Origin of the sequence: Prauserella muralis, assembly GCF_003202285.1 — a bacterium.
In the GTDB taxonomy this organism is placed as follows: Bacteria; Actinomycetota; Actinomycetes; order Mycobacteriales; family Pseudonocardiaceae; genus Prauserella_B; species Prauserella_B muralis.
Genome location: NZ_MASW01000002.1, coordinates 1,485,810 through 1,512,412, shown reverse-complemented (window position 1 = coordinate 1,512,412; position 26,603 = coordinate 1,485,810). Strand labels below are relative to the sequence as shown.

27 protein-coding genes and 1 pseudogene are annotated in these 26,603 nt (G+C 72.8%); 11 read left to right on the top strand and 17 right to left on the bottom strand.

Annotated elements, in window-relative coordinates:
* Nucleotides 1-3: 3 nt before the first annotated feature.
* Together BAY60_RS18330 and BAY60_RS18325 are read right to left on the bottom strand one after the other, a co-directional pair.
* The gene (locus BAY60_RS18330; RefSeq protein WP_170160445.1) at nt 4-1,035 is read right to left on the bottom strand and encodes an Ldh family oxidoreductase; all 1,032 of its coding nucleotides are present in this window, start codon (nt 1,033-1,035) and stop codon (nt 4-6) included.
* A 100-nt stretch (nt 1,036-1,135) separates the two neighbouring features.
* The gene (locus BAY60_RS18325; RefSeq protein ID WP_112282110.1) at nt 1,136-1,879 is read right to left on the bottom strand and encodes an IclR family transcriptional regulator; all 744 of its coding nucleotides are present in this window, start codon (nt 1,877-1,879) and stop codon (nt 1,136-1,138) included.
* A gap of 113 nt (nt 1,880-1,992) precedes the next feature.
* On the opposite strand from BAY60_RS18325, the gene BAY60_RS18320 reads away from it, so the two are divergent.
* The 3 genes from BAY60_RS18320 to BAY60_RS18310 all read left to right on the top strand — a co-directional run bounded on the left by BAY60_RS18320 (nt 1,993) and on the right by BAY60_RS18310 (nt 3,279).
* Nucleotides 1,993-2,472, top strand: coding sequence for a nitroreductase/quinone reductase family protein (locus BAY60_RS18320; RefSeq protein ID WP_112282109.1), 480 nt, complete (start codon nt 1,993-1,995; stop codon nt 2,470-2,472).
* Nucleotides 2,473-2,608: 136 nt separating this feature from the next.
* Nucleotides 2,609-2,860 carry an antitoxin gene (locus BAY60_RS18315; protein WP_112282108.1) on the top strand — a complete coding sequence of 84 codons (252 nt, stop codon included), beginning with the start codon at nt 2,609-2,611 and terminating at the stop codon, nt 2,858-2,860.
* The gene (locus BAY60_RS18310; RefSeq protein ID WP_112282107.1) at nt 2,857-3,279 is read left to right on the top strand and encodes a type II toxin-antitoxin system VapC family toxin; all 423 of its coding nucleotides are present in this window, start codon (nt 2,857-2,859) and stop codon (nt 3,277-3,279) included. The genes BAY60_RS18315 and BAY60_RS18310 overlap by 4 nt, the downstream gene beginning before the upstream one ends.
* Here BAY60_RS18310 and BAY60_RS18305 read toward each other — a convergent pair.
* From BAY60_RS18305 to BAY60_RS18280, 6 genes and pseudogenes are all read right to left on the bottom strand, one after another.
* Nucleotides 3,272-3,736 carry an ATP-binding cassette domain-containing protein gene (locus BAY60_RS18305; protein ID WP_245992598.1) on the bottom strand — a complete coding sequence of 155 codons (465 nt, stop codon included), beginning with the start codon at nt 3,734-3,736 and terminating at the stop codon, nt 3,272-3,274. The two genes, BAY60_RS18310 and BAY60_RS18305, sit on opposite strands and share 8 nt — an antisense overlap.
* Nucleotides 3,737-3,804: 68 nt before the next feature.
* On the bottom strand, nt 3,805-4,338 hold the full coding sequence (hsaB, locus tag BAY60_RS18300) for a 3-hydroxy-9,10-secoandrosta-1,3,5(10)-triene-9,17-dione monooxygenase reductase subunit (protein WP_112282106.1): 534 nt from the start codon (nt 4,336-4,338) through the stop codon (nt 3,805-3,807).
* Nucleotides 4,335-5,234, bottom strand: coding sequence for an iron-dependent extradiol dioxygenase HsaC (gene hsaC, locus BAY60_RS18295; protein WP_112282105.1), 900 nt, complete (start codon nt 5,232-5,234; stop codon nt 4,335-4,337). Before hsaC ends, hsaB begins: the two co-directional genes overlap by 4 nt.
* The gene (gene hsaD / locus BAY60_RS18290; RefSeq protein ID WP_112282104.1) at nt 5,234-6,076 is read right to left on the bottom strand and encodes a 4,5:9,10-diseco-3-hydroxy-5,9,17-trioxoandrosta-1(10),2-diene-4-oate hydrolase; all 843 of its coding nucleotides are present in this window, start codon (nt 6,074-6,076) and stop codon (nt 5,234-5,236) included. The genes hsaC and hsaD overlap by 1 nt, the downstream gene beginning before the upstream one ends.
* 2 nt (nt 6,077-6,078) lie before the next feature.
* Complete coding sequence (hsaA, locus tag BAY60_RS18285; RefSeq protein WP_112282103.1) at nt 6,079-7,260, bottom strand: 3-hydroxy-9,10-secoandrosta-1,3,5(10)-triene-9,17-dione monooxygenase oxygenase subunit; 1,182 nt, start codon at nt 7,258-7,260, stop codon at nt 6,079-6,081.
* Nucleotides 7,261-7,305: 45 nt separating this feature from the next.
* Nucleotides 7,306-8,905: pseudogene (locus BAY60_RS18280) on the bottom strand (FAD-binding protein).
* 99 nt (nt 8,906-9,004) lie between these two features.
* On the opposite strand from BAY60_RS18280, the gene kstD reads away from it, so the two are divergent.
* From kstD to BAY60_RS18255, 5 genes are read left to right on the top strand one after another with little or no spacing between them, the layout of a single operon-like run.
* Nucleotides 9,005-10,705 carry a 3-oxosteroid 1-dehydrogenase gene (gene kstD / locus BAY60_RS18275; protein ID WP_112282102.1) on the top strand — a complete coding sequence of 567 codons (1,701 nt, stop codon included), beginning with the start codon at nt 9,005-9,007 and terminating at the stop codon, nt 10,703-10,705.
* Nucleotides 10,702-11,844 (top strand): 3-ketosteroid-9-alpha-monooxygenase, oxygenase component, encoded by a 1,143-nt coding sequence (locus BAY60_RS18270; protein WP_112282101.1) that lies wholly within the window; start codon nt 10,702-10,704, stop codon nt 11,842-11,844. Before kstD ends, BAY60_RS18270 begins: the two co-directional genes overlap by 4 nt.
* Nucleotides 11,845-12,114 (top strand): hypothetical protein, encoded by a 270-nt coding sequence (locus tag BAY60_RS18265; protein WP_112282100.1) that lies wholly within the window; start codon nt 11,845-11,847, stop codon nt 12,112-12,114.
* Nucleotides 12,107-13,126 carry a ferredoxin--NADP reductase gene (locus tag BAY60_RS18260; protein ID WP_112282099.1) on the top strand — a complete coding sequence of 340 codons (1,020 nt, stop codon included), beginning with the start codon at nt 12,107-12,109 and terminating at the stop codon, nt 13,124-13,126. Before BAY60_RS18265 ends, BAY60_RS18260 begins: the two co-directional genes overlap by 8 nt.
* Before the next feature lie 12 nt (nt 13,127-13,138).
* Complete coding sequence (locus tag BAY60_RS18255; protein ID WP_112282098.1) at nt 13,139-13,999, top strand: MaoC/PaaZ C-terminal domain-containing protein; 861 nt, start codon at nt 13,139-13,141, stop codon at nt 13,997-13,999.
* Between the two features lie 5 nt (nt 14,000-14,004).
* On the opposite strand, the gene BAY60_RS18250 is transcribed toward BAY60_RS18255, so the two are convergent.
* Nucleotides 14,005-14,964 carry a helix-turn-helix transcriptional regulator gene (locus BAY60_RS18250; RefSeq protein ID WP_112282097.1) on the bottom strand — a complete coding sequence of 320 codons (960 nt, stop codon included), beginning with the start codon at nt 14,962-14,964 and terminating at the stop codon, nt 14,005-14,007.
* Nucleotides 14,965-15,025: 61 nt separating this feature from the next.
* On the opposite strand from BAY60_RS18250, the gene BAY60_RS18245 reads away from it, so the two are divergent.
* Complete coding sequence (locus BAY60_RS18245) at nt 15,026-15,610, top strand: DinB family protein (protein WP_211330355.1); 585 nt, start codon at nt 15,026-15,028, stop codon at nt 15,608-15,610.
* Nucleotide 15,611: 1 nt separating this feature from the next.
* Nucleotides 15,612-16,049 carry a VOC family protein gene (locus BAY60_RS18240; protein WP_112282096.1) on the top strand — a complete coding sequence of 146 codons (438 nt, stop codon included), beginning with the start codon at nt 15,612-15,614 and terminating at the stop codon, nt 16,047-16,049.
* 11 nt (nt 16,050-16,060) lie between these two features.
* On the opposite strand, the gene BAY60_RS18235 is transcribed toward BAY60_RS18240, so the two are convergent.
* The 7 genes from BAY60_RS18235 to BAY60_RS18205 form a co-directional block, all read right to left on the bottom strand.
* The gene (locus BAY60_RS18235) at nt 16,061-16,660 is read right to left on the bottom strand and encodes a DUF5134 domain-containing protein (protein WP_112282095.1); all 600 of its coding nucleotides are present in this window, start codon (nt 16,658-16,660) and stop codon (nt 16,061-16,063) included.
* A gap of 180 nt (nt 16,661-16,840) precedes the next feature.
* Nucleotides 16,841-18,010: a lipid-transfer protein gene (locus tag BAY60_RS18230; RefSeq protein WP_112282094.1), complete on the bottom strand. Its 1,170-nt coding sequence runs from the start codon at nt 18,008-18,010 to the stop codon at nt 16,841-16,843.
* Nucleotides 18,007-18,405, bottom strand: coding sequence for a MaoC family dehydratase (locus BAY60_RS18225; protein WP_112282093.1), 399 nt, complete (start codon nt 18,403-18,405; stop codon nt 18,007-18,009). Before BAY60_RS18225 ends, BAY60_RS18230 begins: the two co-directional genes overlap by 4 nt.
* Nucleotides 18,402-19,301, bottom strand: coding sequence for a bifunctional MaoC family dehydratase N-terminal/OB-fold nucleic acid binding domain-containing protein (locus BAY60_RS18220; RefSeq protein WP_112282092.1), 900 nt, complete (start codon nt 19,299-19,301; stop codon nt 18,402-18,404). Before BAY60_RS18220 ends, BAY60_RS18225 begins: the two co-directional genes overlap by 4 nt.
* On the bottom strand, nt 19,298-20,461 hold the full coding sequence (locus BAY60_RS18215) for an acyl-CoA dehydrogenase family protein (RefSeq protein WP_112282091.1): 1,164 nt from the start codon (nt 20,459-20,461) through the stop codon (nt 19,298-19,300). Before BAY60_RS18215 ends, BAY60_RS18220 begins: the two co-directional genes overlap by 4 nt.
* Entirely contained in the window at nt 20,461-21,522 is a 1,062-nt protein-coding gene (locus BAY60_RS18210) for an acyl-CoA dehydrogenase family protein (protein ID WP_112282090.1), read from the bottom strand. The genes BAY60_RS18215 and BAY60_RS18210 overlap by 1 nt, the downstream gene beginning before the upstream one ends.
* A 92-nt stretch (nt 21,523-21,614) precedes the next feature.
* The gene (locus BAY60_RS18205; protein ID WP_112282089.1) at nt 21,615-23,009 is read right to left on the bottom strand and encodes a WS/DGAT/MGAT family O-acyltransferase; all 1,395 of its coding nucleotides are present in this window, start codon (nt 23,007-23,009) and stop codon (nt 21,615-21,617) included.
* A gap of 41 nt (nt 23,010-23,050) precedes the next feature.
* On the opposite strand from BAY60_RS18205, the gene BAY60_RS18200 reads away from it, so the two are divergent.
* Nucleotides 23,051-24,283 carry an alpha/beta hydrolase gene (locus BAY60_RS18200; protein ID WP_112282088.1) on the top strand — a complete coding sequence of 411 codons (1,233 nt, stop codon included), beginning with the start codon at nt 23,051-23,053 and terminating at the stop codon, nt 24,281-24,283.
* Nucleotides 24,284-24,388: 105 nt separating this feature from the next.
* Here the strand turns inward: BAY60_RS18200 and BAY60_RS18195 are convergent, their stop codons facing one another.
* Nucleotides 24,389-26,497: an acyl-CoA dehydrogenase family protein gene (locus tag BAY60_RS18195; protein WP_112282087.1), complete on the bottom strand. Its 2,109-nt coding sequence runs from the start codon at nt 26,495-26,497 to the stop codon at nt 24,389-24,391.
* Nucleotides 26,498-26,603: the final 106 nt, after the last annotated feature.

The following is a 26,603-nucleotide window of genomic DNA, read 5'->3' as shown; positions in this document are numbered from 1 at the left end:
TCGTCACTCCTTCGCTGTGTCGTCGAACGGGTATGAGCGCAGCCGGTGCAGCTCGTCCCAGGTGTGCTTGCTGATCGGGATCCCCTCACGGCTGCGCTGCGCGTGGATGCGCTGCTCGGGCTCGCCCGGCACCAGCACCTCGGTGTGCCCCTCGGCGGGAGGGGTGGCCGCGAGCTCGGCGCAGAACCGTTCGGTCTGCTCGCGGAAGTGCTCGGGCGCGGTGAAGGCGGCGATGTCGAGGGCGACGAGCACGGTGCCGAAGCCGCCGGTGTAGCCCGGCATGCTGCCGATGCCCACCCCGGACAGCAGCCCGCCCACGATCTCGATGAGAAGGCTCAGCCCGTAGCCCTTGTGGCCGCCGAACGGCAGCAGGGCCCCGCCACCGTAGAAGGCCGCGGGGTCGGTGGTGGCGCGGCCGTGCGCGTCGAGCACGAGGCCGGGCGGCACCGCCTCGGCCCGGTCGCGGACCAGCGCGAGCTTGCCCTCCGCGATGCCCGCGGTGGCCCAGTCCATCACCACGGGTGGCCTGCCCTCGGCGCGGGGCACGGCCCAGGCGAGCGGGTTGGTGCCGAGGCGGCGGCGCCCACCGCCGAACGGCGCGACGGTCGGGTCGGCGTTGCCGAACGCCAGGCCGACGAGCCCGTCCTCGGCCAGCGCGCCGACGTACTCGCCGAGCCTGCCGACGTGGTTGCATTCGGTGATGGTGGCGACGCCGGCGCCCTGCCGGGTGGCGACGGTGTGCAGTTCCCGCACGGCGTGCGCGGCGGCGAGCTGCCCGAACGCCCAGCGCCCGTGCACCAGCAGCGCGCCGGGGCGGGTGGCCTCGGCCTTCGGCCGTGCCGTCGGGTCGATCCGGCCGTCGCGGATCTCCCCGAGGTACTGGCCCAGCCTGCGCACACCGTGGGAGTCGTGACCGAGCAGGTTGGACAGCACGAGCGAGCCCGCGACGGCCGCGGCGTCGGCGGGAGCGGCACCCGCCACGGTCAGGATCTGCGTGGCGAGGTCGCGGAGCTCGTCGGCGGACGGGTGCGACACGAACCGTCTCCGTTCTGTCTCACGGAATAGCGTTCCATCCTTGCCGCCGATGATGCCACGGTCATCCGGGCTTGTGAAGCCCGTCACAGGACGTAAGGGGTCAGCCTCCGAGCGCGCGGGACACCGCCGCGGCCGTTCGCAGCACGGCCTCGCCGCGGGCCCCGGCGTCCTCCTCGTGGAACACGAGCGCGGCGGCCGAGACGCCGCCGATGACCTGGCCCGCGTGATCGAACACCGCGGCGCCGACGGCCCGCACGCCCGCCTCGTTCTCCTCGTGGTCCTCGGCGAAGCCCTGCCGCCGCACCACGGCGAGCTCCTTGAGCAGCACGTCCGGGTCGGTCACCGTGTGCGGGGTGCGCGCGGGAAGGCCCGTGCGGTTCAGCAGCGCGCGCACCTCCTCGTCGGGCATCGTCGCGAGGATCGCCTTGCCGATCGACGTGCAGTGCAGGCGCAGGCTCATGCCCACGCGCGAGGCGAGATGGTACGGCTTGGCGCCCTCCACCTTGGCGACGTAGACCGCCTCGTCTCCGGACAGCAGTGCCAGATGGACGGTCCAGCCGGTGGCCTCCTGCAGCTCACGCAGCAGCGGCCGCACCCGCTCGGCCAGGTCGAGCCGCTGCAGGAAGCGCCCGGCCAGGCTGAGGATGCGCGGCCCGCCCACGTACTCGCCGTGACCGTCCGAGCGGGCGAACCCGCGCGCCACCAGCGTCTGCAGGATGCGGTGCACGGTCGGCTTGGGCAGGCCGGTGGCCACCGCGAGATCGGCGATCCGCGAGTGGTCGGCGAGCGCCTCCAGCACGGACAGGGTCTTGTCGGCGGCCGACTGTGGTGCATCCGCGGGCATGGCACCAATCTAGAACGACCCGTGGCCAGGCGCGGAACTCACGGGACCTGTGGCCCTACTGCCTCCTGCCCGGCGGGCGCTACCGTGGGCCGACCGACAGCGGTGGGGGTCCCATGTCCGAGAAGCGCACACGATCGCCGTGGCTGCCGCCCCGCTGGTTCATCCGGCTGGCGTGGAAGGTGCACCGCGGGCTGTATCGCCTCTCCCGCGGACGGCGCGGGCTCTGGCCGCCCAAGGGCAACCGCTGGGGCACCCTGCGGCTGACCACCGTCGGACGCCGAAGCGGCCAGGAACGCAGCGTGATCCTGGCTTACGTCCACGACGGGCCCAACCTGGTGACGCTCGCGATGAACGGCTGGGCCGCGCCGGAGCCCGCGTGGTGGCTCAACCTGCAGGCGCGTCCGGAGGCCAGCGCCACCCTGGTCGACGGTCAGCGCCACGTCCGGGGACGCGCGGCCCACGGCGCGGAACGGGAGCGGCTGTGGGCCCGCTGGCAGGAGCTGGACAAGGGCCTGGACGGCTTCGCCGCGCGCCGGCCCGGCCAGACGGCGGTGGTCGTCCTCGAACCGTCACCGGACCAGGCCCGGAACTGACCCATCCCGCGGCGCGCCCACCGAGCCCACGTAACCGTAGGTACTCGGTGTGTACCCACGGTGCCCTCCGGCTCGTCGTCCGTCCGAGCCGGCTCGTGCATCATGGCATCATGGCTGTTGATGCTATGATGCACCCATGAGGACGACCATCACGCTCGACCCCGACGTCGAAGCGCTCGTCCGGAAGGCGATGGCGGAGCGGGGACTGTCGTTCAAGGAAGCGGTCAACAGTGCGCTGCGGGCCGCGCTCGGCACACCGCACCGGCGGCGATTCCACACGCCGGCCTTCGCGATGGGCGGGTCCACCGTGCCGCTGGATCACGCGTTGCGGGTCGCCGGCGAGCTGGAGGACGCGGAGATCCGGCGGGAACTGGGCGTCGGCCGGTGAAACTGGTCGACGCCAACGTGCTGCTGTACGCGGTCAACAGCGACGCGCCCCAGCACGAGGTCGCCCGCGACTGGCTCGACGGTGCGCTCTCCGGGGACGACACCGTCGGGTTCAGCTGGACCGTGCTGCTCGCCTTCGTGCGGCTCGCCACGCACCCGAGCATCTTCGCGCGCCCGCTGCCGCCCGGCACCGCCTTCGACATCGTCGACGCGTGGCTGGGCCAGCCCAGCGCGGTGGTCGTGGAGCCCACCAGGCGCCACGCCCCGCTCCTGCGCGGCCTGCTGGGCGCCGGAACGGCGGGCAACCTCGTCAACGACGCGCACCTCGCCGCGCTGGCGATCGAGCACCGTGCCGAGGTGGTCTCGTTCGACGCCGACTTCACCCGCTTCGCCGACATCCGCCTGCACAAGCTCAGCTGACGTGCTCGGCCGACGACGCCTGCCAGAGGCGGGCGTACCGGCCGCCCCGGCGCAGCAGCTCGTCGTGGCTGCCCTGCTCCACGATCCGGCCCCCATCGAGCAGAACGACCTGGTCGGCGGTGTGCACGGTCCGGAGCCGGTGCGCGACCAGCACCACTGTCCGGCCCGACGCCAGGCGTTCGATCCCCTGGTGAACGGCCGCCTCGTTCACGGGATCCAGGGCCGAGGTCACCTCGTCCAGCAGCACGACGGGCGCATCCTTCAACAGTGCCCGCGCGATCGAGACCCGCTGCCGCTCGCCACCCGACAGCAGTGCCCCACCCTCGCCGACGTTGGTCGACCACCCGTGGGGCAGGCGCTCGATCACCTCGTCCAACTGTGCCGCCGTCGCGGCCGCTCGCACCTCGGCGTCGTCGGCGTCCGGACGGCCGAGGCCCGGCTGCGAGCCGAAGGGCACCGTGGGTGCACGTCCTGGACCCGCGGTCACCTTGGGCTCGGCCCGGTGCCACGCGACAGCGCGAGGACTCAGAACCAGTCGTCGGGCCGGGGCCAGGTGAACAGCTCCCCCACCGGCTCCGGCTCGGTCACCGTGTAACGGCCCCGGTAGAACAGCAGCGGCCGGTCACCGGACACCTCGCCGAGCGCGGTCACCCGCCCGACGGCGACGTAGTGGTCGCCCCCCTCGTGCACCGCGTCCAGCGCGCAGTCGATCCACGTCAGCGCGCCGTCCAGCAGCGGAGCACCGCTCGGCGCCGGCGACCAGTCCACCGAGGCGAACTTGTCGGCGCCGCGGGCGCCGAACGTGGCACTCACCTCCCGCTGGTCGCCGGAGAGCACGTTCACCGCGAACCGGCCCGCCCGCTCGATCACCGGCCACGTGCGCGAGGTCCGCGCCGGGCAGAACAGCACCAGCGGCGGATCCAGCGACAGCGCCGCGAACGACTGGCAGGCGAAGCCCACCGGATCGTCGCCGTCGCGGGCGGTGATCACGGCCACCCCGGTGCAGAAATGGCCGAGCACCGTGCGAAACCGCGCGGGCTCCACGGTGGTCGTGGTCATCGCGCGCCGACGGAGAAGTCGTGGCCCCACAGGCTCACCGCCGTGCTCTCGCGGGCGATCCAGGTGTCGTCGTCCACCTGACGGCCCTCGCAGCCGAACTCGACGTCGAAGCCGCCCGGCGTCTTCATGTAGAACGACAGCATCAGGTCGTTGACGTGCCTGCCGAGGGTGGCCGACATCGGCACCTTCCGGCGCAGCGCCCGGTCCAGGCACAGCCCCACGTCGTCGGTGTTCTCGACCTCCACCATCAGGTGCACGATCCCGCTCGGGGTGGGCATCGGCAGGAACGCCAGGCTGTGGTGACGCGGGTTGCAGCCGAAGAACCGCAGCCACGCGGGCTCGCCGTCGGCGGGCCTGCCCACCAGCTGCGGCGGAAGGCGCATCGAGTCGCGCAACCGGAAGCCGAGCACGTCCCGGTAGAACCGCAGCGCGGCCTCGTCGTCGTGTGTGGACAGTACGACGTGCCCGAGCCCCTGCTCGCCGGTGACGAACGTGTGCCCGTACGGGCTCACCACCCGGCGGTGCTGCAGCGCGATGCCGTGGAAGACCTCGAGCGTGTTGCCGGACGGGTCCTCGAACGTGACCAGCTCGTGCACGCCGCGGTCGGCGCACTGCTCGGCGGTGCCCTCCTTGAACGGGACACCGTGTGCGGCAAGGCTTTCCCGTACCTCGTCCAGCTCGGCGGCGTTGGCGGACTCCCAGCCCGCCTGCGCCAGCCGGTCCGACTCGCCCGGCACGATCACCAGCCGGGCCGGGAAGTCGTCCATGCGCAGGTACAGGGCGTCGGGATCGGCGCCCTTGCCCTCGACCATGCCGAGCACCTTGAGCCCGAACTCGCGCCACGCCGCCATGTCCGTGGCCTCGATGCGCAGGTAGCCCAGTGAACGGATACCCATCACGTGTCCTTCAGAAAGTCGATGGCGATGCGGTTGAACTCGTCGAACTTCTCCAGCTGCGCCCAGTGCCCGCAGCGGCCGAAGACGTGCAGCTGCGCCCTCGGGATCGTCTTGAGCGCCAGCAGGGCACCGTCGAGCGGGTTCACCCGGTCCTCGCGGCCCCACACCAGCAGCACCCGCTGGCGCAGCCGGTGGGCCTCCCGCCAGAGCATGCCCTGCTCGTAGTCCTCGGGGCGGGAGAACGACGCGCCCATCGCCGCCATCGCGGCGAGCGCCTCCGGGGTGCTCGCGGCGGCGAACCGCTCGTCGATCAGCTCGTCGGTGATGAGCGACTGGTCGTGGACCATGATCCGCAGGAACGCCTCGAGCCGCTCTCTGCTCGGCGCGCCGCCGAAACGCGCGAGGTTCTTCACACCTTCGGTGGGATCGGGCGCGAACACGTTGACGCTGAGCCCGCCCGGGCCCATGAGCACGAGCCTGCCCGCGCGCGACGGGTGGTCGAGCGCGAGCCGGACCGCCGCGCCGCCGCCGAGCGAGTTGCCCACCAGGTGCGCCTTCTCGATGCCCAGCGCGTCCATCAGCCCCACGATGGCGTTGGCGCTGTGCGTGAAGTACTGCGGGTGGTCGGTGGGCTTGTCGGAGCGGCCGAACCCGGGCTGGTCGACGGCGAGGGTGCGAAACGACTTGCCGAACACGGCGATGTTGCGCGAGAAGTTGCTCCACGCCGACGCCCCGGGGCCGCCGCCGTGGAGCAGGATCACCGTCTCGGAGTGTTCGGTTCCGGCCTCGTGGTAGTGCAGGCGCAGTCCCGGCCGCGCCTCGACGTAGTGGCCCTCGGTCATCGCTACACCATCGCGTTCTCGACGGGGAGCCCGAACGCGCCGGTGCCGAACATCGTGTACGCGCGCTCGGGGTCGTTGGCGGCGTGCACACGCCCGGCGTGGGCGTCGCGCCAGAACCGCTGGATCGGCGTGCCCACGGCCAGCGCGCGGCCACCGGAGTTCTCGAAGAGCCGGTCGATGGCGGCGATGGCGCGCTCGGTGCCGCGCACCTGGTCGCGCCGTACGCGCAGGCGGACGTCGAACGGCAGCTTCTCGCCCTGGCACGCCTTCTGGTACAGCTCGTCGATGTTGTGGGTCAGCTGCAGCCAGGCGGCGTCGATCTCGCTGGCGGCCTCGGCGATGCGCACCTTCGCGAACGGGTCCTCTTTGGACTGCTCACCCAGGTAGGCGGCACGCACGCGCTCGCGCTGGTAGGCCACGTGGGCGTCGTAGGCGCCCTGTGCCATGCCGATGATCGGCGCGGTGATGGTGCTCGGGTGTACCGAGCCGTACGGCAGCCGGTACAGCGGGCCGGGGTTGACCTCCTGGCCCGGCGTCTTGCACTTCGAGGTCGCCATGAAGCTCAGTGCCCGGTGCTGGGGCACGAACACGTCGTCGACGACGATGTCGTTGCTGCCGGTGCCCCGCAGGCCGACGGTGTCCCACACGTCGGCGATGGTGTAGTCGGCGATGGGCAGCAGGTAGGTGCAGAAGTCCACCGGCTTGCCGTCGGCGTCGAACGCCGGTGCGCCGAGCAGCACCCACGTGGCGTGGTCGCAGCCGGAGGAGAAGCTCCACCGCCCGCTCAGCCGGTAGCCGCCCCCTTCGACCACCGTCGCGTTGCCCATCGGCGCGTACGACGAGGACACGAGCGTGTCGATGTCGTCGGCCCACACGTCGTGCTGTGCCTGGGCGTCGAACAGCGCGAGGTGCCACGGGTGCACACCGAGGATCGAGGCGACCCAGCCGGTGGAGCCACACGCGCTCGCGATGAGTTTGACCGCCGTGTAGAAGGTCACCGGGTCGGCTTCGTAGCCGCCGTAGGGCCTGGGCTGCAACAGCTTGAAGAACCCGGTCTCCCGCAGGGCCTTGATCGACTCGTCCGGGATGCGGCGTGCGTCCTCCGTCTCCTGCGCGCGATCGCGCAGGACGGGCAGCAGCTCCTCGATCCCGGCGATGACCGCGGCGGTGCCCCGATCGCTCATCCTGTGCCTCGTTCCTGCTGGTTACCTGGCATGACGTCGTCAAGACTAGAACACGTTCTCGTTTTTGTCACGTTGCGACGCTCGTTCCCGCGCGACGCCCTGAGAACACACAGTCCGCCAGCGAGAGCCCGCTGACATAGGACCTGGAACAGATTCCCACCGCGGTGCGTCCGGCCGCGTAGAGACCCGCGATCGGCTCCCCCGCCCCACCCAGCACCTGGCCGGTGTCCTCCGATACCACGAGCCCGCCGAGGGTCAGCATCGGGCACGGGTAGCCGATGTTGGGCCTGATGCCGACGTCCACGAGCGAGAACGGGGGTGTGGTCAGCGGGCGCACGAACGCGGACGGTTTGCCCATCGGGTCGGGACCCTCGGCGTTGTAGGCCTCCACGGTCGCCACGAGCCGCTCCGCGTCGATCCCCGCCTTGCGGGCCACGCCGGCCACCGAGTCCGCGCTCACCCGTCCCCTGCGCAGCAGGTACACCGTCTGCAGCCACTGGAACCACTGGCTCTCGCCGCGGGCGCCGCGGCGGGCGTCGCGCACGATGGCGGCGTCGACGAGCAGCCACCCGCGGCCGCCGTGGCGAGCGATCATGGCCTCCCCGATGGCGGCGCCGTAGCGGGACTCGTCGATGATCCGCTCGCCGTGCTCGTCGACGAGCACCCCGCCGAGGAAGGCGCTCGGCGGGGTCAGGAACCGCCACGCCGACACGCGGTCCAGCTCCGCCGTCGCGGCACCGGCCCGCGTCCCGAGCCGGATGCCGGAGCCGTCGTCGCCCGCCGTGCCGAGCGCGAGCCCGCCGCGGTAGGCCGGGGCGTGCTCGCGCACCATCGCCCGGTTGGCGATGAACCCGCCCGCCGAGAGCACGACCCCCCTGCTCGCGGTCAGCGTCGCCTCCCGGCCGTAGCGCCGCTCCAGCGCGACCACCCTGCGCTGCAGGAGCTTGCGCACGGCGGGCACGTAGAGCCCCGGCTTCGCCGAGTACCGCGCGAGCACCCGGTGGGCGCGCCGGGCCCAGGCGGGCGCGTCCCGCAGGGTGCGCACGCGCACCCCGGTGATGGCGCCGTCCTCGGTGACCAGCTCCACCGCGGTCGTCTGCGGCAGCACGCGCACCCCCAGCCGCCGCGCCGCGGCGGCCAGCCGCGCGAACAGCACCTTGCCGGAGGTCCCGCTGCCCTTCACCCGGTGGCCGCGCGCCGCGGGCTTGGCCGTGTCACAGAACCCGCCCGCCGCCTCGCTGCCGGAGAAGTAGAGGTAGTAGTCGTTGTTCGGATACGACGTCTTGACCGGGCACAGGCTGCCCTCGAACGGCACATCGTGGCGCTCCAGCCAGGCGATCATGCCGGGGCTGTCCTCGCAGAACCGGCGCAGCGTCACCTCCGAGACGACGTCACCGGCCTCCAGGCGCAGGTAGTCGTACATCGCGTCGACCGAGTCGTCGACACCCGCGTCGCGTTGCTGCGGCGTGCCGCCGCCCGCGTAGACGACGCCACCGCTGAGCGCGCTGGCCCCTCCCCCGTCGAACCGGTCGATCACCAGCACGTCGGCGCCGTGTTCGGCGGCCTCGATCGCCGCGCACGCGCCCGCCGCGCCGAACCCGACGACAATCACCTCGGTGTCCTGTCCTTGAGCAGTCGCTGCCACGACCACTACCCTAGAACTGAAACACGTTCTCGTCTATCGTGTCAGCAACGGCACCACGCAGCGACGCAGTGGTCTGTAACGTGTTTCACAGGAGGTGGCATGGCGGACGCTTCGCCGGAGTTCGACGTCGTCGTGGTCGGCAGCGGTGCGGCCGGGATGACGGCCGCGCTGGCGGCCGCCCACGAGGGCCTGAACGCGGTGGTGCTGGAGAAGGCCGACCGCTTCGGCGGCTCCACCGCGCGGTCCGGCGGCGGGGTCTGGATTCCGAACAACGAGGCGCTGCGCGCGGCCGGGATCGACGACACCCGCGAGGCGGCCGCCCGCTACCTGGAGGCCATCGTCGGCGACGTGGTGCCCGCCGAGCGCCGCGCCGCCTACCTCGACGCCGGGCCCGAGGTCGTGGAGTTCGTGCACCGGCACACCCCGCTGCGGCTGGAGTGGGTGCGGGACTACTCCGACTACCACCCCGAGGCGCCCGGCGGGCGGCCCGGGGGGCGCTCGGTGGAGCCCAAGCCGTTCGACGGCAAGCTCCTCGGCGCCGAACTGGCCAACCTCGAACCGCCCTACAGCGCTCCGCCGCTGGGCGTGCCGCTGACGCAGGCCGACTTCCGCTGGCTGAGCCTGCTCGCCCGGCATCCGCGCGGTGTGCTGCGCCTGGTGCGGCTCGGCCTGCGCGGGCTGCGGGGCAGGCTCGCGGGCCGGCGGCTGCTCTCGATGGGCCAGGCCCTCGCGGCGGGCCTGCGCACGGGGCTCCTCCAGGCCGGGGTGCCGGTCTGGCTGTCCACGCCGATGACCGGCCTGCACACCGAAGGCGGCGTGGTCACCGGTGTGCTCGCCCGGCGCGACGGCGAGGAGGTGCTGGTGCGCGCCCGCCGGGGCGTCATCCTGGCCAGTGGCGGTTTCGAGCACAACGACACGCTCCGGCAGAAGTACCAGCGCCAGCCCATCGGCACCGAGTGGACGGTCGGCGCCAAGGGCAACACCGGCGACGGCATCACCGCAGGGCTCGCCCTCGGTGCCCGCGTCGACCTCATGGACGACGCGTGGTGGGGACCGACCCTGCCGCTGACCGGCGGCCCGTGGTTCGCGCTGGCCGAGCGTTCGCGGCCAGGCTGCCTGATGGTCAACGCGCGCGGCGAGCGCTTCGTCAACGAGTCGGCGCCCTACGTCGAGGCCGTGCACGCGATGTACGGGGAAGGCGAAGGGCCCGCCCGCAACATCCCGGCCTGGCTGGTGTTCGACCAGCGCTACCGCAACCGCTACATGTTCACCGGCATCGGCCCGCGCCAGCCGCTTCCCGGCCGCTGGTTCAAGGCCGGAATCGCGGCGAAGGCGGCCACGCTGGGGGAGCTGGCCGAGCGTATCGGAGTGCCCGCCAAGGCGTTGAACACGACTGTGGAGCGGTTCAACACCTTCGCCCGCACCGGGGTGGACGAGGACTTCCGGCGCGGTCAGAGCGCCTACGACCACTACTACGGCGACCCGCGCAACCGCCCCAACCCCAGTCTCGGCGCGCTCGAGGTGGCGCCGTTCTACGCCGTGCGGATCGTGCCGGGCGATCTGGGCACCAAGGGCGGGCTCGTCACCGACGAGCACGCGCGGGTGCTGCGCGAGGACGGCTCACCCATCGCGGGGCTCTACGCGGCGGGCAACACCAGCGCCGCCGTCATGGGCCGCACCTACGGGGGGCCCGGCGCCACCATCGGGCCCGCCATGGTGTTCGGCTACCTCGCCGCCCGGCACCTCGCCGCCGGGAACCGATCCCGCCCGACCGCCCGACACGCTGGAGGTTCGCAATGACGCAGGGCGACGCCGTTCGCACGATCGACGCGGGGGCACCGCCGGCCCGCTTCGCCCGTGGCTGGCACTGCCTCGGGCTCGCGGACACCTTCAAGGACGGCAAACCACACGCCGTCAACGCCTTCGGCACCAAGCTCGTCGTGTTCCAGGGCCAGGACGGCGCGCTGAACGTGCTCGACGGCTACTGCAGGCACATGGGCGGCGACCTCACCCAGGGCACGGTCAAGGGCAACGAGATCGCCTGCCCGTTCCACGACTGGCGATGGGGCGGCAACGGCAAGTGCGTCTCGATCCCCTACGCCAAGCGGGTCCCGCTGCGGGCGCGCACGAAGTCGTGGATCACACTCGAGGAGAACAAGCAGCTCTTCGTGTGGAACGACCCGGAGGGCAACCCGCCTCCGGACGACGTCGTGATCCCGCGCATCGACGGCGTGTTCAGCGACGAGTGGAGCAACTGGACGTGGGACTCGGTGCTCATCGAGGGCTCCAACTGCCGCGAGATCATCGACAACATGGTGGACATGGCCCACTTCTTCTACATCCACTACGCGTTCCCGACGTACTTCAAGAACGTGTTCGAGGGCCACATCGCCACGCAGTACCTCAACACGAAGGGCCGCCCCGACGTCGGCATGGCCTCCAACTACGGCGGCGAGGAGAACCTGCTGCGCTCCGAGGCCTCGTACTTCGGACCGTCCTACATGATCAACACGTTGCTCAACACGTACAAGGGCTTCGAGATCGAGAACGTGCTCATCAACTGCCACTACCCGGTGACGCAGAACTCCTTCGTGCTCCAGTGGGGTGTGATGGTGAAGAAGCTGCCGGGCGTGACCGACGAGCAGGCCGACAAGATCGCCGGCAAGTTCGCCAAGAGCATCGGCGTCGGCTTCCTGCAGGACGTGGAGATCTGGAAGAACAAGACCCGCATCGACAACCCGCTGCTGTGCGAGGAGGACGGCCCGGTGTACCAGCTGCGCCGCTGGTACGAGCAGTTCTATGTGGACGTCGCCGACGTCACCGACGACATGACGAGGCGGTTCGAGTTCGAAGTGGACACCACGCGGGCCAACGAGGTGTGGGCGCAGGAGGTGGCCGAGAACCTGGCCCGCCAGCAGCAGGAAGCCGGGGTCTCCTGAATGCGAGCCGACACGCTGGCCGACCGCGAGGAGTTCCTCACGGCGGGGCTGCGGCCGGTCGCCTGCCGGACGTGTGCGACGACGGTGCTGGTGAAGAAGAACAGCCCGCAGCACACGAGCATCCAGTGGACCACCGACGCGGCCACGGCGTGCCCGGTGTTCGCGGAGAAGGTCGCCGACGGCACCCACCCGGCGCTGCTGGACACGTGCGAGCGGCTGCACGAGAGCATCGCCGAGGCGGCCAGGGAGGGTCTGTTCGCCCATGAGTGAAGGCTCGCGCGTGCTGCGCGTGTCGGAGGTGATCGCCGAGACGCCCCAGGCGTGCTCGGTGGTGTTCGACGCGGCGCTCGACTACCGGCCCGGCCAGTTCCTCACGCTGCGCATCCCCAGCGACGAGTGCGGCTCGGTGGCGCGCTGCTACTCGCTGTCCAGCTCGCCCTTCACCGGCGACGCGCCGCAGGTGACCGTCAAGCGCGACGGCTACGCCTCCAACTGGATCTGCGACCACGTCGCCGCGGGCACCGAGCTGGAGATCCTGCCGCCGAGCGGGGTCTTCACCCCCGCCTCGCTCGACGAGGACCTGCTGCTGTTCGCCGCGGGCAGCGGCATCACGCCGGTGATGTCGATCGTGCGGTCCGTGCTGGCGCAAGGCCGCGGCACGCTCAACCTGGTCTACGCCAACCGCGACGAGACGTCGGTGATCTTCGCCCGCGCCCTGCGGGAACTGGCGGCCGAGCACCCGGACCGGCTCACGGTCGTGCACTGGCTGGAAAGCGTGCAGGGCCTGCCCGCCGCCGAGCAGCTGCGCACGCTGGCGGCGCCCTTCGCCGCGCGCGAGACGTTCGTGTGCGGCCCGCGCCCGTTCATGACCGCGGCGACCACGGCACTGAAGTCCCTCGGCGTGCCCCGCTCGCGCATCCACACGGAGAAGTTCGTCTCGCTCGGCGGCAACCCGTTCGAGCGGGCCACCCCGGCCCCGGCGGCACGGCAGGCCGAGCCTGCGGAGGAACCGGCCGCGCTCACCGTCAACCTGGACGGCGCCGAGCACCGCTTCGCCTGGCCCCGGCAGCGCAAGCTGCTCGACCACCTGCTCGACAACGGGCTGGACGCGCCGTACTCGTGCCGGGAGGGGCAGTGCAGCGCGTGCGCTTGCCGCATCACCGCCGGCGAGGTGAAGATGCTGAACAACGACGTACTCGATTCCGAGGACATCGCCGACGGGATCGTGCTGGCCTGCCAGTCGCTCCCGCTCACCGACGAGGTGTCGATCAGCTACGAGTGAGGAAGGCCGCGCATGCCCATCGACCCGGACGCCGCCATCGGAGCCGACCTCGGCGACACGACGTTCGCCTGGACCTCGTCGGACGTGCTGCTCTACCACCTGGCGCTGGGCGCGGGCTCCCGGCCGACCGACGAGCGGGAACTGCGCTACGCCTACGAAGCGGACCTGCGGGTGCTGCCCACGTTCGCGACGGTCGCCCCGAACCTGCGCATCTTCGAACCGCCGTCGGTGACGTTTCCCGGCATCGACATCGACCTGGCCAGGGTGGTGCACGGCACCCAGGAGGTGGTGCTGGACCGGCCGATTCCCGTCGAGGGCAAGGCGGTCGGCCGCACCCGCATCGTCGACGTGCTCGACAAGGGCAAGGCCGCGGTGATCCAGCAGGAGACCCGCGTCACCGACCCGGCCGGTGACCCGCTGTGGACGGCGCGCTCCAGCATCTTCGCCCGCGGCGAGGGCGGGTTCGGCGGCAGGCGCGGCGCGTCCGACCGGGTCGAGCTGCCCGATCGGGAGCCGGATGCCGTCGTCGACACGCCGACCCTGCCGCAGCAGGCGCTGCTGTACCGGCTGTGCGGCGACCGCAACCCCCTGCACGCCGATCCGCAGTTCGCCAGGGCCGCCGGCTTCGACGTGCCGATCCTGCACGGCCTGTGCACCTATGGCATCGTCGCCAAGGCGGTCACGGACGCGTTGCTCGACGCCGACGTGACCCGCATCCGGTCGTGGTCGGCGAAGTTCGCGGGCATCGTGCTGCCCGGCGAGCCGCTGCGCACGCGCGTGTGGCGGGAGGGCGAGCGGCTGCTGGTCACCACGACGGCCCCCGACCGCGACGACGCGCCGGTGCTGTCCGACGCGGTGCTGACCACCGCGTGAGCGCCTCACCCGGCGCCGGCCAGCTGCTCAAGGCGGTGGGCGAGCCGGGCGGCGGCCTCCCGTAACGCGGCGGGCTCCAGCACCTGCGCCTCGAAGCCCAGCCGCGCGATGTGCATGGCCAGCCAGTCCAGCTCCACCCCGCCGACGACGAGCACGCACCACCCGTCGCGATCCTCCTCGACGCGACCCACCTGGGGCGGCACCAGGTCCCGCACCTGTTCGGCGGTGGCGCGCAGGCGCACCCTGGCGACATGCGGGTACGGCGCCTCGGTGACGGACCGCTGCACGTAGGCGACCGGGTCGGGGTGCTCGCCTGCCCGGAAGCGCCAGGTCGTCGCCACGACCTCGCGCATCCGGTCGAGCCGGAAGGTGCGCCAGTCGTCGCGGTCGACGTCGCGGGCCATCAGGTACCAGCGGCGGCCCGCGGCGACCATCCGCACCGGCTCCACCGTGCGCTCGCGCCGCGGGCCGTCGCGGGTGGCGTAGGTGAAGCGCACCCGCACGGCGTCGCGGCAGGCGCGCGCCAACGTCACCAGCACCTCGGCGTCGATCTCGGCACCGGAGCCCGCCAGGGTGGCGGTGGCTCCGTGCACTGCCCGCACCTCGGCGCGCAGCCGCGGCGGCATGACCTGGTTGAACTTCGCGAGTGCCCGCAGCGCCGCCTCACCGGCGCCCGCGATCGTGCCGCCCGAGGCCAGCCGCAGCGACACGGCCGTCGCGATCGCCTCCTCGTCGTCGAGCAGCAGCGGGGGCAGCCGGGTGCCCGCGCCGAGCTGGTAGCCGCCGCCGACGCCCGCGGTCGCGTGCACGGGGTAGCCGAGCGCGCGCAACCGCTCGACGTCGCGGCGCACCGACCGGTCGGTGACACCCAGCTCGGCGGCGAGCTCGGTGGCGGTCCAGGACGGCCGTCGCTGCAGCAGGGCCAGCAGCCGCAGCACCCGCTCGGTCGTCGACTCGACGCTCACGGGCCCATCGTCGCACGGATCACGGACCGCAGCTGTCCGCTATTGCCGCGACACTGTCCCCATGACCGACCTGACCTGGAACCCCCTGCTGCGCGATCAGCTCGACTGGCACTGGACCCACCAGCTGCGCGCCCGGCTCGACGGGCTCACCGACGACGAGTACTTCTGGGAGCCGGTGCCCGGCTGCTGGAGCGTGCGCCGTCGCGGCACCGGCAGCGCGCCCGTACAGGCCGGCTCCGGGGAGATGACCATCGACTTCGCGATACCGGAGCCCGACCCGCCGCCGTTCACCACGATCGCCTGGCGGCTGGCTCACGTGATCGTCGGCGTGCTGGCGATGCGCAACGCCTCGCATTTCGGCCGCGCGCCCGCCGACTACGTCTCGTTCGCCTACGCCCCGACCGCGAGCGAGGCGCTGGCCCAGCTGGACGCCGAGTACGGTGCCTGGCTGGCCGGGGTCGAGTCCCTCGGCGAGGCGGGGCTGGCCCGCCCGTGCGGTGAGGCCGAGGGCCCGTACGCCGAGCGCCCGCTCGCGGAGCTCGTCCTGCACATCAACCGGGAACTGATCCACCACCTGTCCGAGGTCTGCCTGCTGCGCGACCTCCACCTGCACACACATCGGCCGCTGCCACCGGAGGCGAACTGACATGGCCCGCGAGATCCAGATCACCATCGACTGCGCCGACCCCGCCGGGTTGTCGGCCTTCTGGGCCGAAGCCCTCGGCTACCAGGTGCAGGCTCCACCACCGGGCTTCGCGTCGTGGGACGAGGCGCTGGAGGCGATGGGGGTGCCGCCCGAGCGCCGCAACGACGCCTCGGCGGTGGTCGATCCGGAGGGCTCCGGGCCACGGCTGTTCTTCCAGCGGGTGCCGGAGGGCAAGCAGGTCAAGAACCGCGTGCACGTCGACGTGCGGGCCGCGCCGGGCCTGCAGGGCGAGGACCGGATGGCGGCGCTGGAGGCCGAGGCCGAGCGGCTGGTCGCCCGTGGCGCGACCCGGCTCGAGCGGCATGAGCCCGCTCCCCCGCTCGGTGCCGGTCACCTCATCATGGCCGACCCGGAGGGCAACGAGTTCTGCCTCGACTGACCGCGCGCCGGTTACCCTCCGATCGCCCCGGCGGCGAACAGGTAGGCCATGCCGATCCCCATCACGGTCCGGCACACGGCACGGGATCCGGCGCCCTCCGGCAGGGGGTGCCCGCCCCGGCGCCGCAGGTTCCGCACGGTCTTCGCCGCGGTGTGCGCGCCGTCGACGGCGAAGTAGCCCGCCGCCAGCACGGCGAGCGCGGGAAGGGCGTAGGACCCGCCGCCTGCCTGCACCATGGTCGGCCAGGCGCCGTGCCCGCCGGCGTGGGGCATGGCGGTGAGCATGTAGAGCATCGCGACGGCGGCGACGCCGTGGTGCAGGTCGCAGCGGCGGCACACGCCGTCGGCCATCCGGTCGCGCAGCGCGCAGGCGAGGAACCAGGCGGCGGTGAGCAGGAACATCGCCTGCCAGCCCGCGACCGGGATCGGCGCGCCGACGGGCGAGACCATGGCGACCATCGCGAGCGCCATGAGCAGCCCGGCGAGGTCGATGTGGCGTACCCCGGCGCCGAGGCGGCGGTAGTCGAGGCGCGCCAGCCGCGCCAGGCACGGGTAGGCCAGCGCGAGGAACGCCGCCGTGAGCGACCACGCCACACCTACGGGGATCCCCACGCCACCTCACTCCCGCCCGGCGTCACCTGACCTGCGCCAATACCGTCGCAAAGCGGCACCAGGACGCGCCAGCCGTCAAGCGTGTGATCCTCACGCTCCCCAATGCGGCATTGGTAGCACTGAACGCTACGAATGCCGCATTGGTGGCGCCCAACGCTACGAATGTGGCATTGGGGAGCTTCAGGCGGCGGTGAGGATCAGGCCGCTCGTGGGGACGCCGGTGCCGGCGGTCACCAGGACGTTGGCGGCTCCGCCGACCTGGTTGACGGCGGTGCCGCGCAGCTGGCGCACCGCCTCGGCGATGCCGTTCATGCCGTGGATGTAGGCCTCGCCGAGCTGCCCGCCGTGCGGATTGAGCGGCAACGCGCCGTCGAGCTCGAGCGCGCCGTCGCGCACGAAGTCCTTCGCCTCGCCCCGGCCGCAGAAGCCCAGCTCCTCCAGCTGCATCAGCACGTACGGGGTGAAGTGGTCGTAGAGCACCGCCACGTCGATGTCGGAGCGCGCCAGCCCGGACTGCCGCCACAGCTGCCCGCCGACCACCCCCATCTCCGGCAGCGCGGCGAGGTCGTCGCGGTAGTAGCTGGTCATGATGTACTGCCCGGGCCCGCTGCCCTGCGCGGCCGCCGTGATCAGCGCGGGCGGGTTCGGCAGGTCCCGGGCACGCTCGGCACTCGTGACGACGAGCGCCACGCCGCCGTCGCTTTCCTGGCAGCAGTCGAGCAGGTGCAGCGGCTCGGCCACCCAGCGCGACGCCTGGTGCTCGGCGAGCGTGATGGGCTTGCCGTGGAACCACGCGTCCGGGTTGGTCGCCGCGTGCTTGCGGTCCACCACCGCCACGCGGCCGAAGTCCTCGCTCGTCGCGCCGTAGGTGTGCAGGTAGCGCTGCGCCACCAGGGCGACCGTGGCCGCCGGGGTCGCCAGGCCCATCGGGTAGTGGAACGAGTTGTCGACACCCGAGGTGTTCACCTGGTGCGCGGCGGCCGACGACACCTGGCCGAAGCGCATGCCCGAACGCTCGTTGAACGCCCGGTAGGCCACGACGACGTCCGCCATCCCGGTCGCCACCGCCATCGCGGCCTGCTGCACCGTGGCGGCGGCCGCGCCACCCCCGTAGTGGATGCGGCTGAAGAAGCTCAGCTCGGGGATCCCGAGTTCACGGGCGACGGCGATCTCGGCGTTGCCGTCCATGGTGAACGTCACCAGACCATCCACATCGGACGGCGTGAGCCCGGCGTCGCGCACCGCGGCGCTGACGCACTCGGCGGCCAGGCGCAGCTCGCTGCGGCCGGAATCCTTGGAGAACTCGGTGGCGCCGATGCCGGCGATGGCGGCCTTCCCGGACAGGGTCACGAGCCACCCCCTGGCAGCGTGATGCGGACCGTGCCGGTGACGTGCTCGCCGAGGCTGTCGGTGGCGGTCACCGTGATCTCGGCATCGTCGCCCTCGCAGGCGGTGACCCGGCCGGTGAAGGTGAGGGTGTCGCCCGCGTAGCACGGCACGCCGAGGCGGATCCTGATGGACCTCACGAAGGCCTCCGGGCCGGCCCAGTCGGTGACGAACCGCTGCACGAGGCCGGTGTCGGTGAGGATGTTGAGGAAGATGTCCTTCGATCCCCGCGCCACGGCGGAGTCCCGGTCGTGGTGCACGTCCTGGAAGTCACGGGTCGCCAACGCCGTGCTGATGACGAACGTGGGCGTGGCCTCGATGGTCAGCGGGGGCAGTTCGGTTCCGACGGTGATGCTCATGCGCGCACCTTCCACGCGGGCAGGGTCAGCTCGTCGTCCACCCGCACGAACGCGGCCTCGACCGGGAGTCCGATGTGGACTTCATCGGGCGAGGCGTCCAGCAGCTCGCCGAGCACCCGCACGCCTTCGTCCAGTTCCACCAGCGCCACGACGAACGGCGTCCGCTTTCCGGGCACCTGGGGATGGTGGTGCACGAGGTAGCTGTACACGGTGCCGGTTCCCCTGGCCACCACCCAGCCGGGCTTGGCGTCGAGGTCGCCGTCGGGAGGCATCGGGCCGGGCGGGTGCCGCAGCGTGTCGCCCCAGCGCTGGATGCGCAGCTCGCCGAGGCGGGTGCCCTCCCAGAAGAACTCCGTGTCCTTGCTGATCACCGGGCGCAGCACGGCGGCGGGCTCCGCGGCGGCGGTCGTGCCGCCACCGGGCCGGAACTTGAGCACCCGGAACAGCATGTCGGCCACGACCTCGTCCCCGACGTACCACGTGGTGCGGGTGGTGACGAACCAGCCCTCGCCGAGTGCGGTCCGCTTGGGGCCGGCCACGCTCTCCAGGCGGTTGGTCGCCGAGACGTGCTCCCCGGGCCGCAGATACCGGTGGTAGTTCTGCTCGGAGTTGGTCGCGACGACCGACGTGTAGCCCGCATCGTCCAGAATGGACATCATCGCGCCGAGCGGGTCGTCGCCGGCCCGCTGCCCGTGCAGGCCGGGCATCGTCCACGCCTGGATCATGGCGGGCGGCGCGACCGTGTCCTCGCCCGGCGCGTACCGGGGGTTCGCGTCGCCCATCGCCTCGACCCAGTTGTTGATCATCGCCTGGTTCACCGGGTCGCGCGCCAGGCGGGGCCGCGACTCCCCCTGTGCCGCGATGCGCCGCGCGGCCTCCTCGATGGGCGTGCTCATCGCGGCACCCTCGGCAGGCCGAGCCCGAACTGGGCGATCAGCTCCCGCTGGATCTCGTTCACGCCACCTCCGAAGGTCAGCACGATGTTGCGCTTGGCGAGCACGTCGAGCCATGCGGCCAGCTCGGCGGTCTCGGGATCGGCCAGGTCGCCGTGCCTGCCCACGATCTCCTCCAGCAGCCGGTGCACGCGCTGCTGCCGCTCGGAGGCGAACACCTTCGTCGCGGACGCGTCGGCCACCGACCCGGGCTCCGAGACGGCGACCTGCCAGTTGAGCAGCTCGTTGACCCGCACGACCGCGTAGGTCTCGGCCAGCGCCCGCCGCACGTCGGGCAGCGCCCGCAGCGGCGTTCCGTCCGGGGTCTTGCGGGCCGCGGCCCAGTCCCGCACCCGGTCGTAGAGCCCGCCGATGCGGCCCGCGGGGCCGAGCATGACACGCTCGTGGTTGAGCTGGGTGGTGATGAGCTTCCAGCCGCGGTTCTCCTCGCCCACCAGCATGGACGCGGGCACGCGCACGTCGGAGTAGTACGTGGCGTTGACGTGGTGGGCGCCGTCGCAGGTGATGATCGGCGTCCACGAGTAGCCGGGGTCGGACGTGTCGACGATGAGGATCGAGATGCCCTGGTGGCGGGGCGCGCCGGGGTCGGTGCGCACGGCGAGCCAGACGTAGTCGGCGTCGTGCCCGCCGGTGGTGAAGATCTTCTGCCCGTTGACGACGTAGGTCTCGCCGTCGCGGACGGCGCTGGTGCGCAACGCCGCGAGGTCGGTGCCCGCGTCCGGCTCGGTGTAGCCGATGGCGAAGTGCACCTGCCCGGCCAGGATCTTCGGCAGGAACAGCGCCTTCTGCTCCTCGGTGCCGAACTGCTGCAGCGTCGGGCCGACCGTCTGCAGCGTCACCGACGGCAGCTGCACGTCCGCGCGCGCGGCCTCGTCGGCGAAGATGTGCTGCTCGACCGGGCCGAACCCGCGGCCGCCGTACTCGACGGGCCAGCCGACGCCCAGCCAGCCGTCCCGGCCCATCCGGCGCACGATCTCGCGGTAGGTCTCGCCGTGCCGCTCGCGCAGCATCGTGCGCCGCTCCTCCGGGGTCACCAGGTTCGCGAAGTAGGTCCTCAGCTCGGCGCGCAGGCTGCGCTGGGCGGCGGTGAGCTCCACGTGCATCAGGCGCCTCCCACCAGCTCGCCGAGGGCGTCCAGCCGCGCCGACACCCCGCCCAGCGCCCTGCCCACGTCCTTGACCAGCGACGAGTGGCGATGCAGCGGGTAGGTGACGTCCACCCCGATGCCGCCGTGCAGGTGGTGGCAGGCCGCCAGCGCGCGAGGCGCCTCTTCGGTGAGCCAGTACGCGGCGACGGCGAGGTCGGCGTCCGGGTCGAGCCCGGCGGCGAGCCGCCAGCACGCCGACAGCGCGGCGAGGTGCACGGTGCGCGAGGCGATGTAGACGTCGGCGACCTGCTGTGCCACCGCCTGGAACGTCGCCAGTGGCCTGCCGAACTGCTCGCGGGTCCCGAGGTGGCCGGTGGTGAGTTCCAGCGCACCGGCCAGCGCGCCGTCGCCGAGGGCCACGGCACCGGCGAGGGCGCAGGAGTGCAGCACCGGCAGGGACTCGCCCGGCTCGCGGCTGCCGAGCAGGGCGGTGTCCGGCACCGGCGCGGCGTCGAGCCGCACGGTGTGCTCGGGACTGCCGGTGGCGGTGGGCGTCGCGGTGAGCGTCACCCCCTCGCCGTGCGGGTCGACGAGGAAGATGCCGGGCCCGCCCGGCAGGCTCGCCGGGACGAGCACGCGGTGGGCGGTGGCCGCGAACGGCACGGCCGTCTTGACGCCGCTGAGCAGCCAGTCGCCGTGCGCGGGGGTGGCCGTGGTCGCCGGGCGCGTGGTGAGCGGGTCGGACGGCTCGTGCAGGGCAGCGGTGAGCAGCGACTCGCCGGAGGCCACGCCGGGCAGCAGGGCCGCGCGCTGCGCCGGATCGCCGAGCCGCGTCAGCGGCAGCACGCCCAGGGCCAGGGTGGCCCAGGCGGGCAGCGGGGCGGCGGCGCGGCCGACCTCGGTGAGCACCACGGCCACCTCGACGACACCGAGGCCGTCACCGTCGAGCTCCTCGGGCAGCGCGAGCGCCAGCAGGCCCGCCCGCGCCAGCGCCTGCCACTGGTCGCCATCGCGGGCCAGGACGTCCCTGGCGAGCCCGGCGATCGCCTGCTGGCTCTCGTCGAGGGTGAAGTCCACGCGCGCTCCTCACTGAGACCGGCACCGAGTCCAAGACTGAAACCTGTTCTAGTCTTAACCACAGCGGGCGATCACGGCAAGTCCCGCGCCGATCAGGAAGGCCGCGCGTCGAGCAACTCCTGGAGCGAATCGTGCAGGGCATCGGCCAGCGGCCACAGATCTGAAACGAGTTCTCGTGCGCCGAGGAGGCCGACGTTGACCGTGCCCGCGTTGGACAGCACGGTGATGTTGAGCCCGGCGCCGTGGAACACCGGGCCGAGCGGGTAGAAACCGGTGACCCTGGCCCCGAGCAGGTAGAGCGGCTGCGGCGGCCCCGGCACGTTGGAGATCACCAGGTTGTGGACCACCGGATGGCGCTCGGCCAGCCGCAGCGCCGAGTAGGCCCGCACCGCGAGGCCGAACGTGGTCCCCGCGGCGAACTGCGCCCAGTCCTGGAGCATGTCGGCGTCGATCGTGCTGTGGTGGGCCTTCGACAGCCGGTTGTTCTCCGCGATCATGAACACGCGCGCCGCCGGTTCGGGCAGGTGGGTCGGCAGCGAGGCGAAGAACGCCGACACCCGGTTGCTGCCCTCCTGCCGCGCCGAGCGTTCGTGCACCGACACGGGCACGGTGGCCACCAGCGGGTCGGCGGGCAGCTCACCACGGTCGGCGAGGAACCGGCGCAGCGCACCGGCGCACACCGCGAGCACGGCGTCGTTGACCGTCACGCCGAACGCGTTCTTCACCGCCTTGACGTCGGCCAGGTCGAGCTGGGCGTAGGCGACGCTGCGGTGGCCGGTGATGGTGCCGTTGAACGAGGTGCGCGGCGCGGTGAACGGTGTCGCCATGCCCTTGCCCTGCAGCGACCTGCCGATCCAGCGCGGAACCATGCCGAGCAGGCCGGGCAGCAGCCGCGCCAGCTCCACCGGCCTGCGCGCCAGGTTCGCCACGCTGGAGCCGAGCAGGCTCAGCTGGTTCGGCGCGCCCGGCTCGGCCGCCGCCTCGGGGCCGGGCTCGGGCGGCGGCGCGTCCGGCCCCAGCCCGGCCAGGTAGCTCAGCAGGTTGGCGCCACTGACCCCGTCGACGCTCGCGTGGTGCATCTTCGCGAGCACCGCGATGCCGCCGTCGGCCAGGCCCTCGATGACGTACATCTCCCACAGCGGGCGCGAGCGGTCGAGCGGCTGCCCCGCGAGGTGCGCGCACAGCTCCGCCAGCTCCGCACGCCCGCCCGGCGCGGGCACGGCGATGCGGTGCAGGTGGTGCTCCAGGTCGAACGACTCGTCACTGACCCAGCCGGGATGCACCAGGTTCAGCGGCGGGTTGTAGAGCTTGCGGCGGAACGCGGGCACCAGCGCCACCCGCTCGTCCAGCCGTCGCGCGAGCTCGGCGAAGCGGTACCCGCCCGGGACGGTCGCCGGGTCGAGCGTGAGCAGGCCACAGACGTGCAGCAGCTGCGAGGACGTCTCCAGGTAGAGAAAGCTCGCATCGAGTCCGCTCAGGCGCTGCACACCACACAGCGTAAGCGAGCGCACCCACTAACCTGCAGATCGTGTTCCCCTCGTTCCGGACGCGTCAGGCGGTGCAGCTCGCCCTGACCGCGAACGCCCTGCGCCCCCTGCGCGCACCCCAGACCGCCATCCCCGCGTTCTTCGCGGGCTGGCTCACCGGGGAGCTGGCACCCCATCTGCTGGCGCTGACCGCCGCCGACACGGCCGCGCACCTCGCCCGCCGCGGGCCGCGCCGCGCCGACAAGGCGGCACTGGCGATGGCCGCGCTGTCGGCGGGCGGGCTCGGCGCGTTGATCGCCTCGGCCCAGCGGGCCCGCGGCGCGGTCGAGCAGGCACTGGTGGAGGCGCTCGGCACCGGCTACGAGCGGGACCTGCCGCGCCCGCCCAGCGCGCGGGACCTCGCCACGCCGTGGGGCCAGCTCGTGCTGCCGTTCCGTCAGCACAACCCCGACGTGCGCCGGGACCGCGACATCGCCTACGCGGGCGGCGGGAGGCGGTTCCTGCTCGACGTCTACCGGCCGAGGGAACCGGTCGCGAACCGGCCGGTGCTGCTGCAGGTGCACGGCGGCGCGTGGATCGTGGGCAACAAGGACCAGCAGGGCATTCCGCTGATGCTGCACATGGCACAGCGCGGGTGGGTGTGCGTGGCCATCAACTACCCGCTGTCACCGTCGGCGCGCTGGCCGGAGCACATCGTGGCCGCCAAGCGGGCGCTGGCCTGGATCCGCGAGCACATCGACGGCTACGGCGGCGACCCGTCCTACGTGGTGACCACCGGCGGCTCCGCGGGCGGGCACCTGGCGGCGCTGCTGGCGCTCACGCCCAACGACGCCGCGCTGCAGCCGGGCTTCGAGGACGCCGACACGAGCGTGCAGGGCTGCGTCCCGCACTACGGGGTCTACGACTTCGCCGCGACCAGCGGGTCACGGGCGAGCCAGGCGCGGCTGCGCCACCTGCTGGCCCGCTACGTCGTCGGCAAGGACCCGCAGAAGTTCCTCGACGACTACATCGCCGCGTCCCCGCTGGACCGCATCACCGACAAGGCGCCGCCGTTCTTCGTGATCCACGGCGAGCGGGACACGCTGGTGCCGGTACGCGAGGCGCGCGACTTCGTGCACAGGCTGCGCGAGGTCTCGCCGAACCCCGTCGGCTACGCCGAGATCCCGGGCGCGCAGCACGCCTTCGACCTGTTCCCCTCGATCCGCAGCGCGCACGTGGTGCGGGGCGTGGAGCGCTTCCTGGAGGTCTGCTACGCGCGCAGGCTGGCGGGGTAGGCCGCGCAGCCGCCGTCCCGCCTCGCCCGGCGACGAGCCCAAGGGCCCCTTCGGTACCCAGTGGGCACCCACGGTGCCCTTCGGCTCGCGTGCTGGGGGCGGGCGCTAGCGGGGCAGGCCCAGCAGGCGTTCGCCGACGACGTTGAGCAGCACCTGCGTGGTGCCACCCGCGATGCTCAGGCAGCGGCTCAGCAGGAACTCGTGCTGCGCGGCGGCCGCCTCACCCTCGGCGACGGCGCCTGCCGGGCCGAGCACGTCGAGTGCCACTTCGGCGACCTCCTGCCGGTGCCGCACGCCGAGCAGCTTGCGCACGCTCGACTCCGCGCCCGGCTCCTGCCCCTCCAGGCGGCGCAACGTGTCCCGCAGCGCCAGCACCGACAGCGCGCAGCCCTGGACCACGAGGCCGCCCAGAAGGTCGGCGTCCAGCTCCGGATGGGCGCCGACCAGCGCCTCCACCGCCTCCCCCACCGACGACCCGCCGCCGAGCGCGACCCGCTCGTTGGCCAGCGTCGTGCGCGCGAGCCGCCAGCCCCCATCGACTTCACCGACCACGTCGGCGTCGGGCACGAACACCCCGTCGAGAAAGACCTCGTTGAACCGCGTCTCGCCGGTGATCTCGCGCAGCGGCCGGATGTCGATGCCCTCGGAGCGCATGTCGACGAGGAAGTAGGTGATGCCCTGGTGCTTGGGTGCGTCCGGGTCCGTGCGGGCCAGGCAGATCGCCCAGTCGGCCTCGTGGGCGAGCGACGTCCACACCTTCTGGCCGGACAGCCGCCAGCCGCCGGGCGCCCGCTCGGCGCGGGTGCGCAGCGACGCCAGGTCCGATCCGGCGCCGGGCTCGCTGAACAGCTGACACCAGGTGAGCTCGCCCCGCAGGGTGGGCCCGACGAAACGCTCGCGCTGCTCGGCGGAGCCGTGCTCCAGGATCGTCGGGACGGCCCACGCGCCGATCACGAGGTCCGGCCTGCGCACGCCCGCGCGGCGCAGCTCGGCGTCGATGACCAGCTGCCGGGCCGGGGACGCGCCCAGCCCGTGCGGCGGCGGCCAGTGCGGCACGAGGTAGCCGGTCTCGGCCAGCCGCAGCCGCTGCCGGTGCGGATCGAGCGCCGCCAGTTCGGTGGCGACACGCCGCGCCTGCGCGACGTGCTCGGCGTCGCCGTAGCCGGTGAGGTCGACGTCGAGCTGGCGGCGTGCGCCGGCCATCGTCAGCTCCCCCACCGTGCGCCGCCAGCGGGCCGTCCCGCCGAGCAGCTGCCGCAACGCGAGTGCGCGCCGCAGGTAGCGGTGCGCGTCGTGCTCCCAGGTGAAGCCGATGCCGCCGAGCACCTGGATGCAGTCCTTGGCGTTGCCCACCGCGGCGTCGAGGGCCCCGGCGGCGGCGACCGCGGCGGCGAGCACGTGCTGGCGCGGGTCCTCGTCGGCGGCGCGGGCGGCGTCCCACGCCAGGGCGGCCGCGGTCTCGGCCCGGCACAGCATCTCGGCGCACAGGTGCTTGACGGCCTGGAACGAGCCGATGGGGGCGCCGAACTGCTCGCGGACCTTCGCGTAGCCGGAGGCCGTGCGCACGCACCACGCGGCGACGCCGGCGGCCTCGGCGGCGGCGAGTGTCGCGGCCAGCTCGGGGACGGCGGCGGCGCCCAGTACGGCCTCCGGCGGGACGGTCACGCCGGTCGCCTCGGCGTGGCCGAGCGGGCGGGAGGGGTCGAGAGTCCCGGCGGGATCCACGGGCTCGACGGGCACCGCGCCGGGCGGCAGGGCGAACCACACCGGCTCGCCGTCGAGGCGGGCCGCGAGCAGCAGGTGCGCGGCGGCCGCGGCGTCGGGCACGGGCCCGGTGCGTCCGGTGACCACCAGGCCGCCGTCGGCGGTGCGCCGGGCGACGAGTGACCCCGCGTCGAGCGCGACGGCCGCCTGGGCGGTGCCCTCGGCCAGCGCGGGCAGCAGTTCCTTGGCCACCGGCGAGTCGCCGGCGCGGGTCAGGGTGAGCCCGGCGAGCAGGCTGCCGAACAGCGGCCCGGAGGCCAGCGCGGCGGCGGCCTCGCCCACACCCGCGGCGAGGTCGGCGACGGTGCCACCCGCGCCGCCTGCGTCCTCCGGCAGGGCCACGGCAAGCAGCCCGATCGCGGCCAGCTCCTGGGCGTCGCCGCCCGCGGCGGCCCAGTCCCTGATCGAGCCGGCCAGGGCCCGTTGCTCGTCGGTCAACGCGATGTCCACGCGGCGAGTATAGAACGTGTTTCAGTTTTTGACAGATCACCCGAGCGGTGATCGAGGCCTGTTGTTGGGTACGCTGAGCAAGCGAAATGAAACAGGTTCCCCGATC

Excerpts from the sequence above, each read along its gene's own strand:
- hsaA (WP_112282103.1), bottom strand. The coding sequence starts at position 7,260 with ATGAGCGATCGGGGCACCGCCGCGGTCATCGCCGGGATCGAGGAGCTG.
- BAY60_RS18215 (WP_112282091.1), bottom strand. The coding sequence starts at position 20,461 with ATGCACGTGGAGCTCACCGCCGCCCAGCGCAGCCTGCGCGCCGAGCTG.
- BAY60_RS18265 (WP_112282100.1), top strand. The coding sequence starts at position 11,845 with ATGCGAGCCGACACGCTGGCCGACCGCGAGGAGTTCCTCACGGCGGGG.
- BAY60_RS18270 (WP_112282101.1), top strand. The coding sequence starts at position 10,702 with ATGACGCAGGGCGACGCCGTTCGCACGATCGACGCGGGGGCACCGCCG.
- BAY60_RS18220 (WP_112282092.1), bottom strand. The coding sequence starts at position 19,301 with ATGAGCACGCCCATCGAGGAGGCCGCGCGGCGCATCGCGGCACAGGGG.
- hsaD (WP_112282104.1), bottom strand. The coding sequence starts at position 6,076 with ATGACCGAGGGCCACTACGTCGAGGCGCGGCCGGGACTGCGCCTGCAC.
- BAY60_RS18255 (WP_112282098.1), top strand. The coding sequence starts at position 13,139 with ATGCCCATCGACCCGGACGCCGCCATCGGAGCCGACCTCGGCGACACG.
- kstD (WP_112282102.1), top strand. The coding sequence starts at position 9,005 with ATGGCGGACGCTTCGCCGGAGTTCGACGTCGTCGTGGTCGGCAGCGGT.
- BAY60_RS18240 (WP_112282096.1), top strand. The coding sequence starts at position 15,612 with ATGGCCCGCGAGATCCAGATCACCATCGACTGCGCCGACCCCGCCGGG.
- hsaB (WP_112282106.1), bottom strand. The coding sequence starts at position 4,338 with ATGACCACGACCACCGTGGAGCCCGCGCGGTTTCGCACGGTGCTCGGC.
- BAY60_RS18225 (WP_112282093.1), bottom strand. The coding sequence starts at position 18,405 with ATGAGCATCACCGTCGGAACCGAACTGCCCCCGCTGACCATCGAGGCC.
- BAY60_RS18260 (WP_112282099.1), top strand. The coding sequence starts at position 12,107 with ATGAGTGAAGGCTCGCGCGTGCTGCGCGTGTCGGAGGTGATCGCCGAG.
- BAY60_RS18320 (WP_112282109.1), top strand. The coding sequence starts at position 1,993 with ATGTCCGAGAAGCGCACACGATCGCCGTGGCTGCCGCCCCGCTGGTTC.
- BAY60_RS18315 (WP_112282108.1), top strand. The coding sequence starts at position 2,609 with ATGAGGACGACCATCACGCTCGACCCCGACGTCGAAGCGCTCGTCCGG.
- hsaC (WP_112282105.1), bottom strand. The coding sequence starts at position 5,234 with ATGGGTATCCGTTCACTGGGCTACCTGCGCATCGAGGCCACGGACATG.
- BAY60_RS18325 (WP_112282110.1), bottom strand. The coding sequence starts at position 1,879 with ATGCCCGCGGATGCACCACAGTCGGCCGCCGACAAGACCCTGTCCGTG.
- BAY60_RS18245 (WP_211330355.1), top strand. The coding sequence starts at position 15,026 with ATGACCGACCTGACCTGGAACCCCCTGCTGCGCGATCAGCTCGACTGG.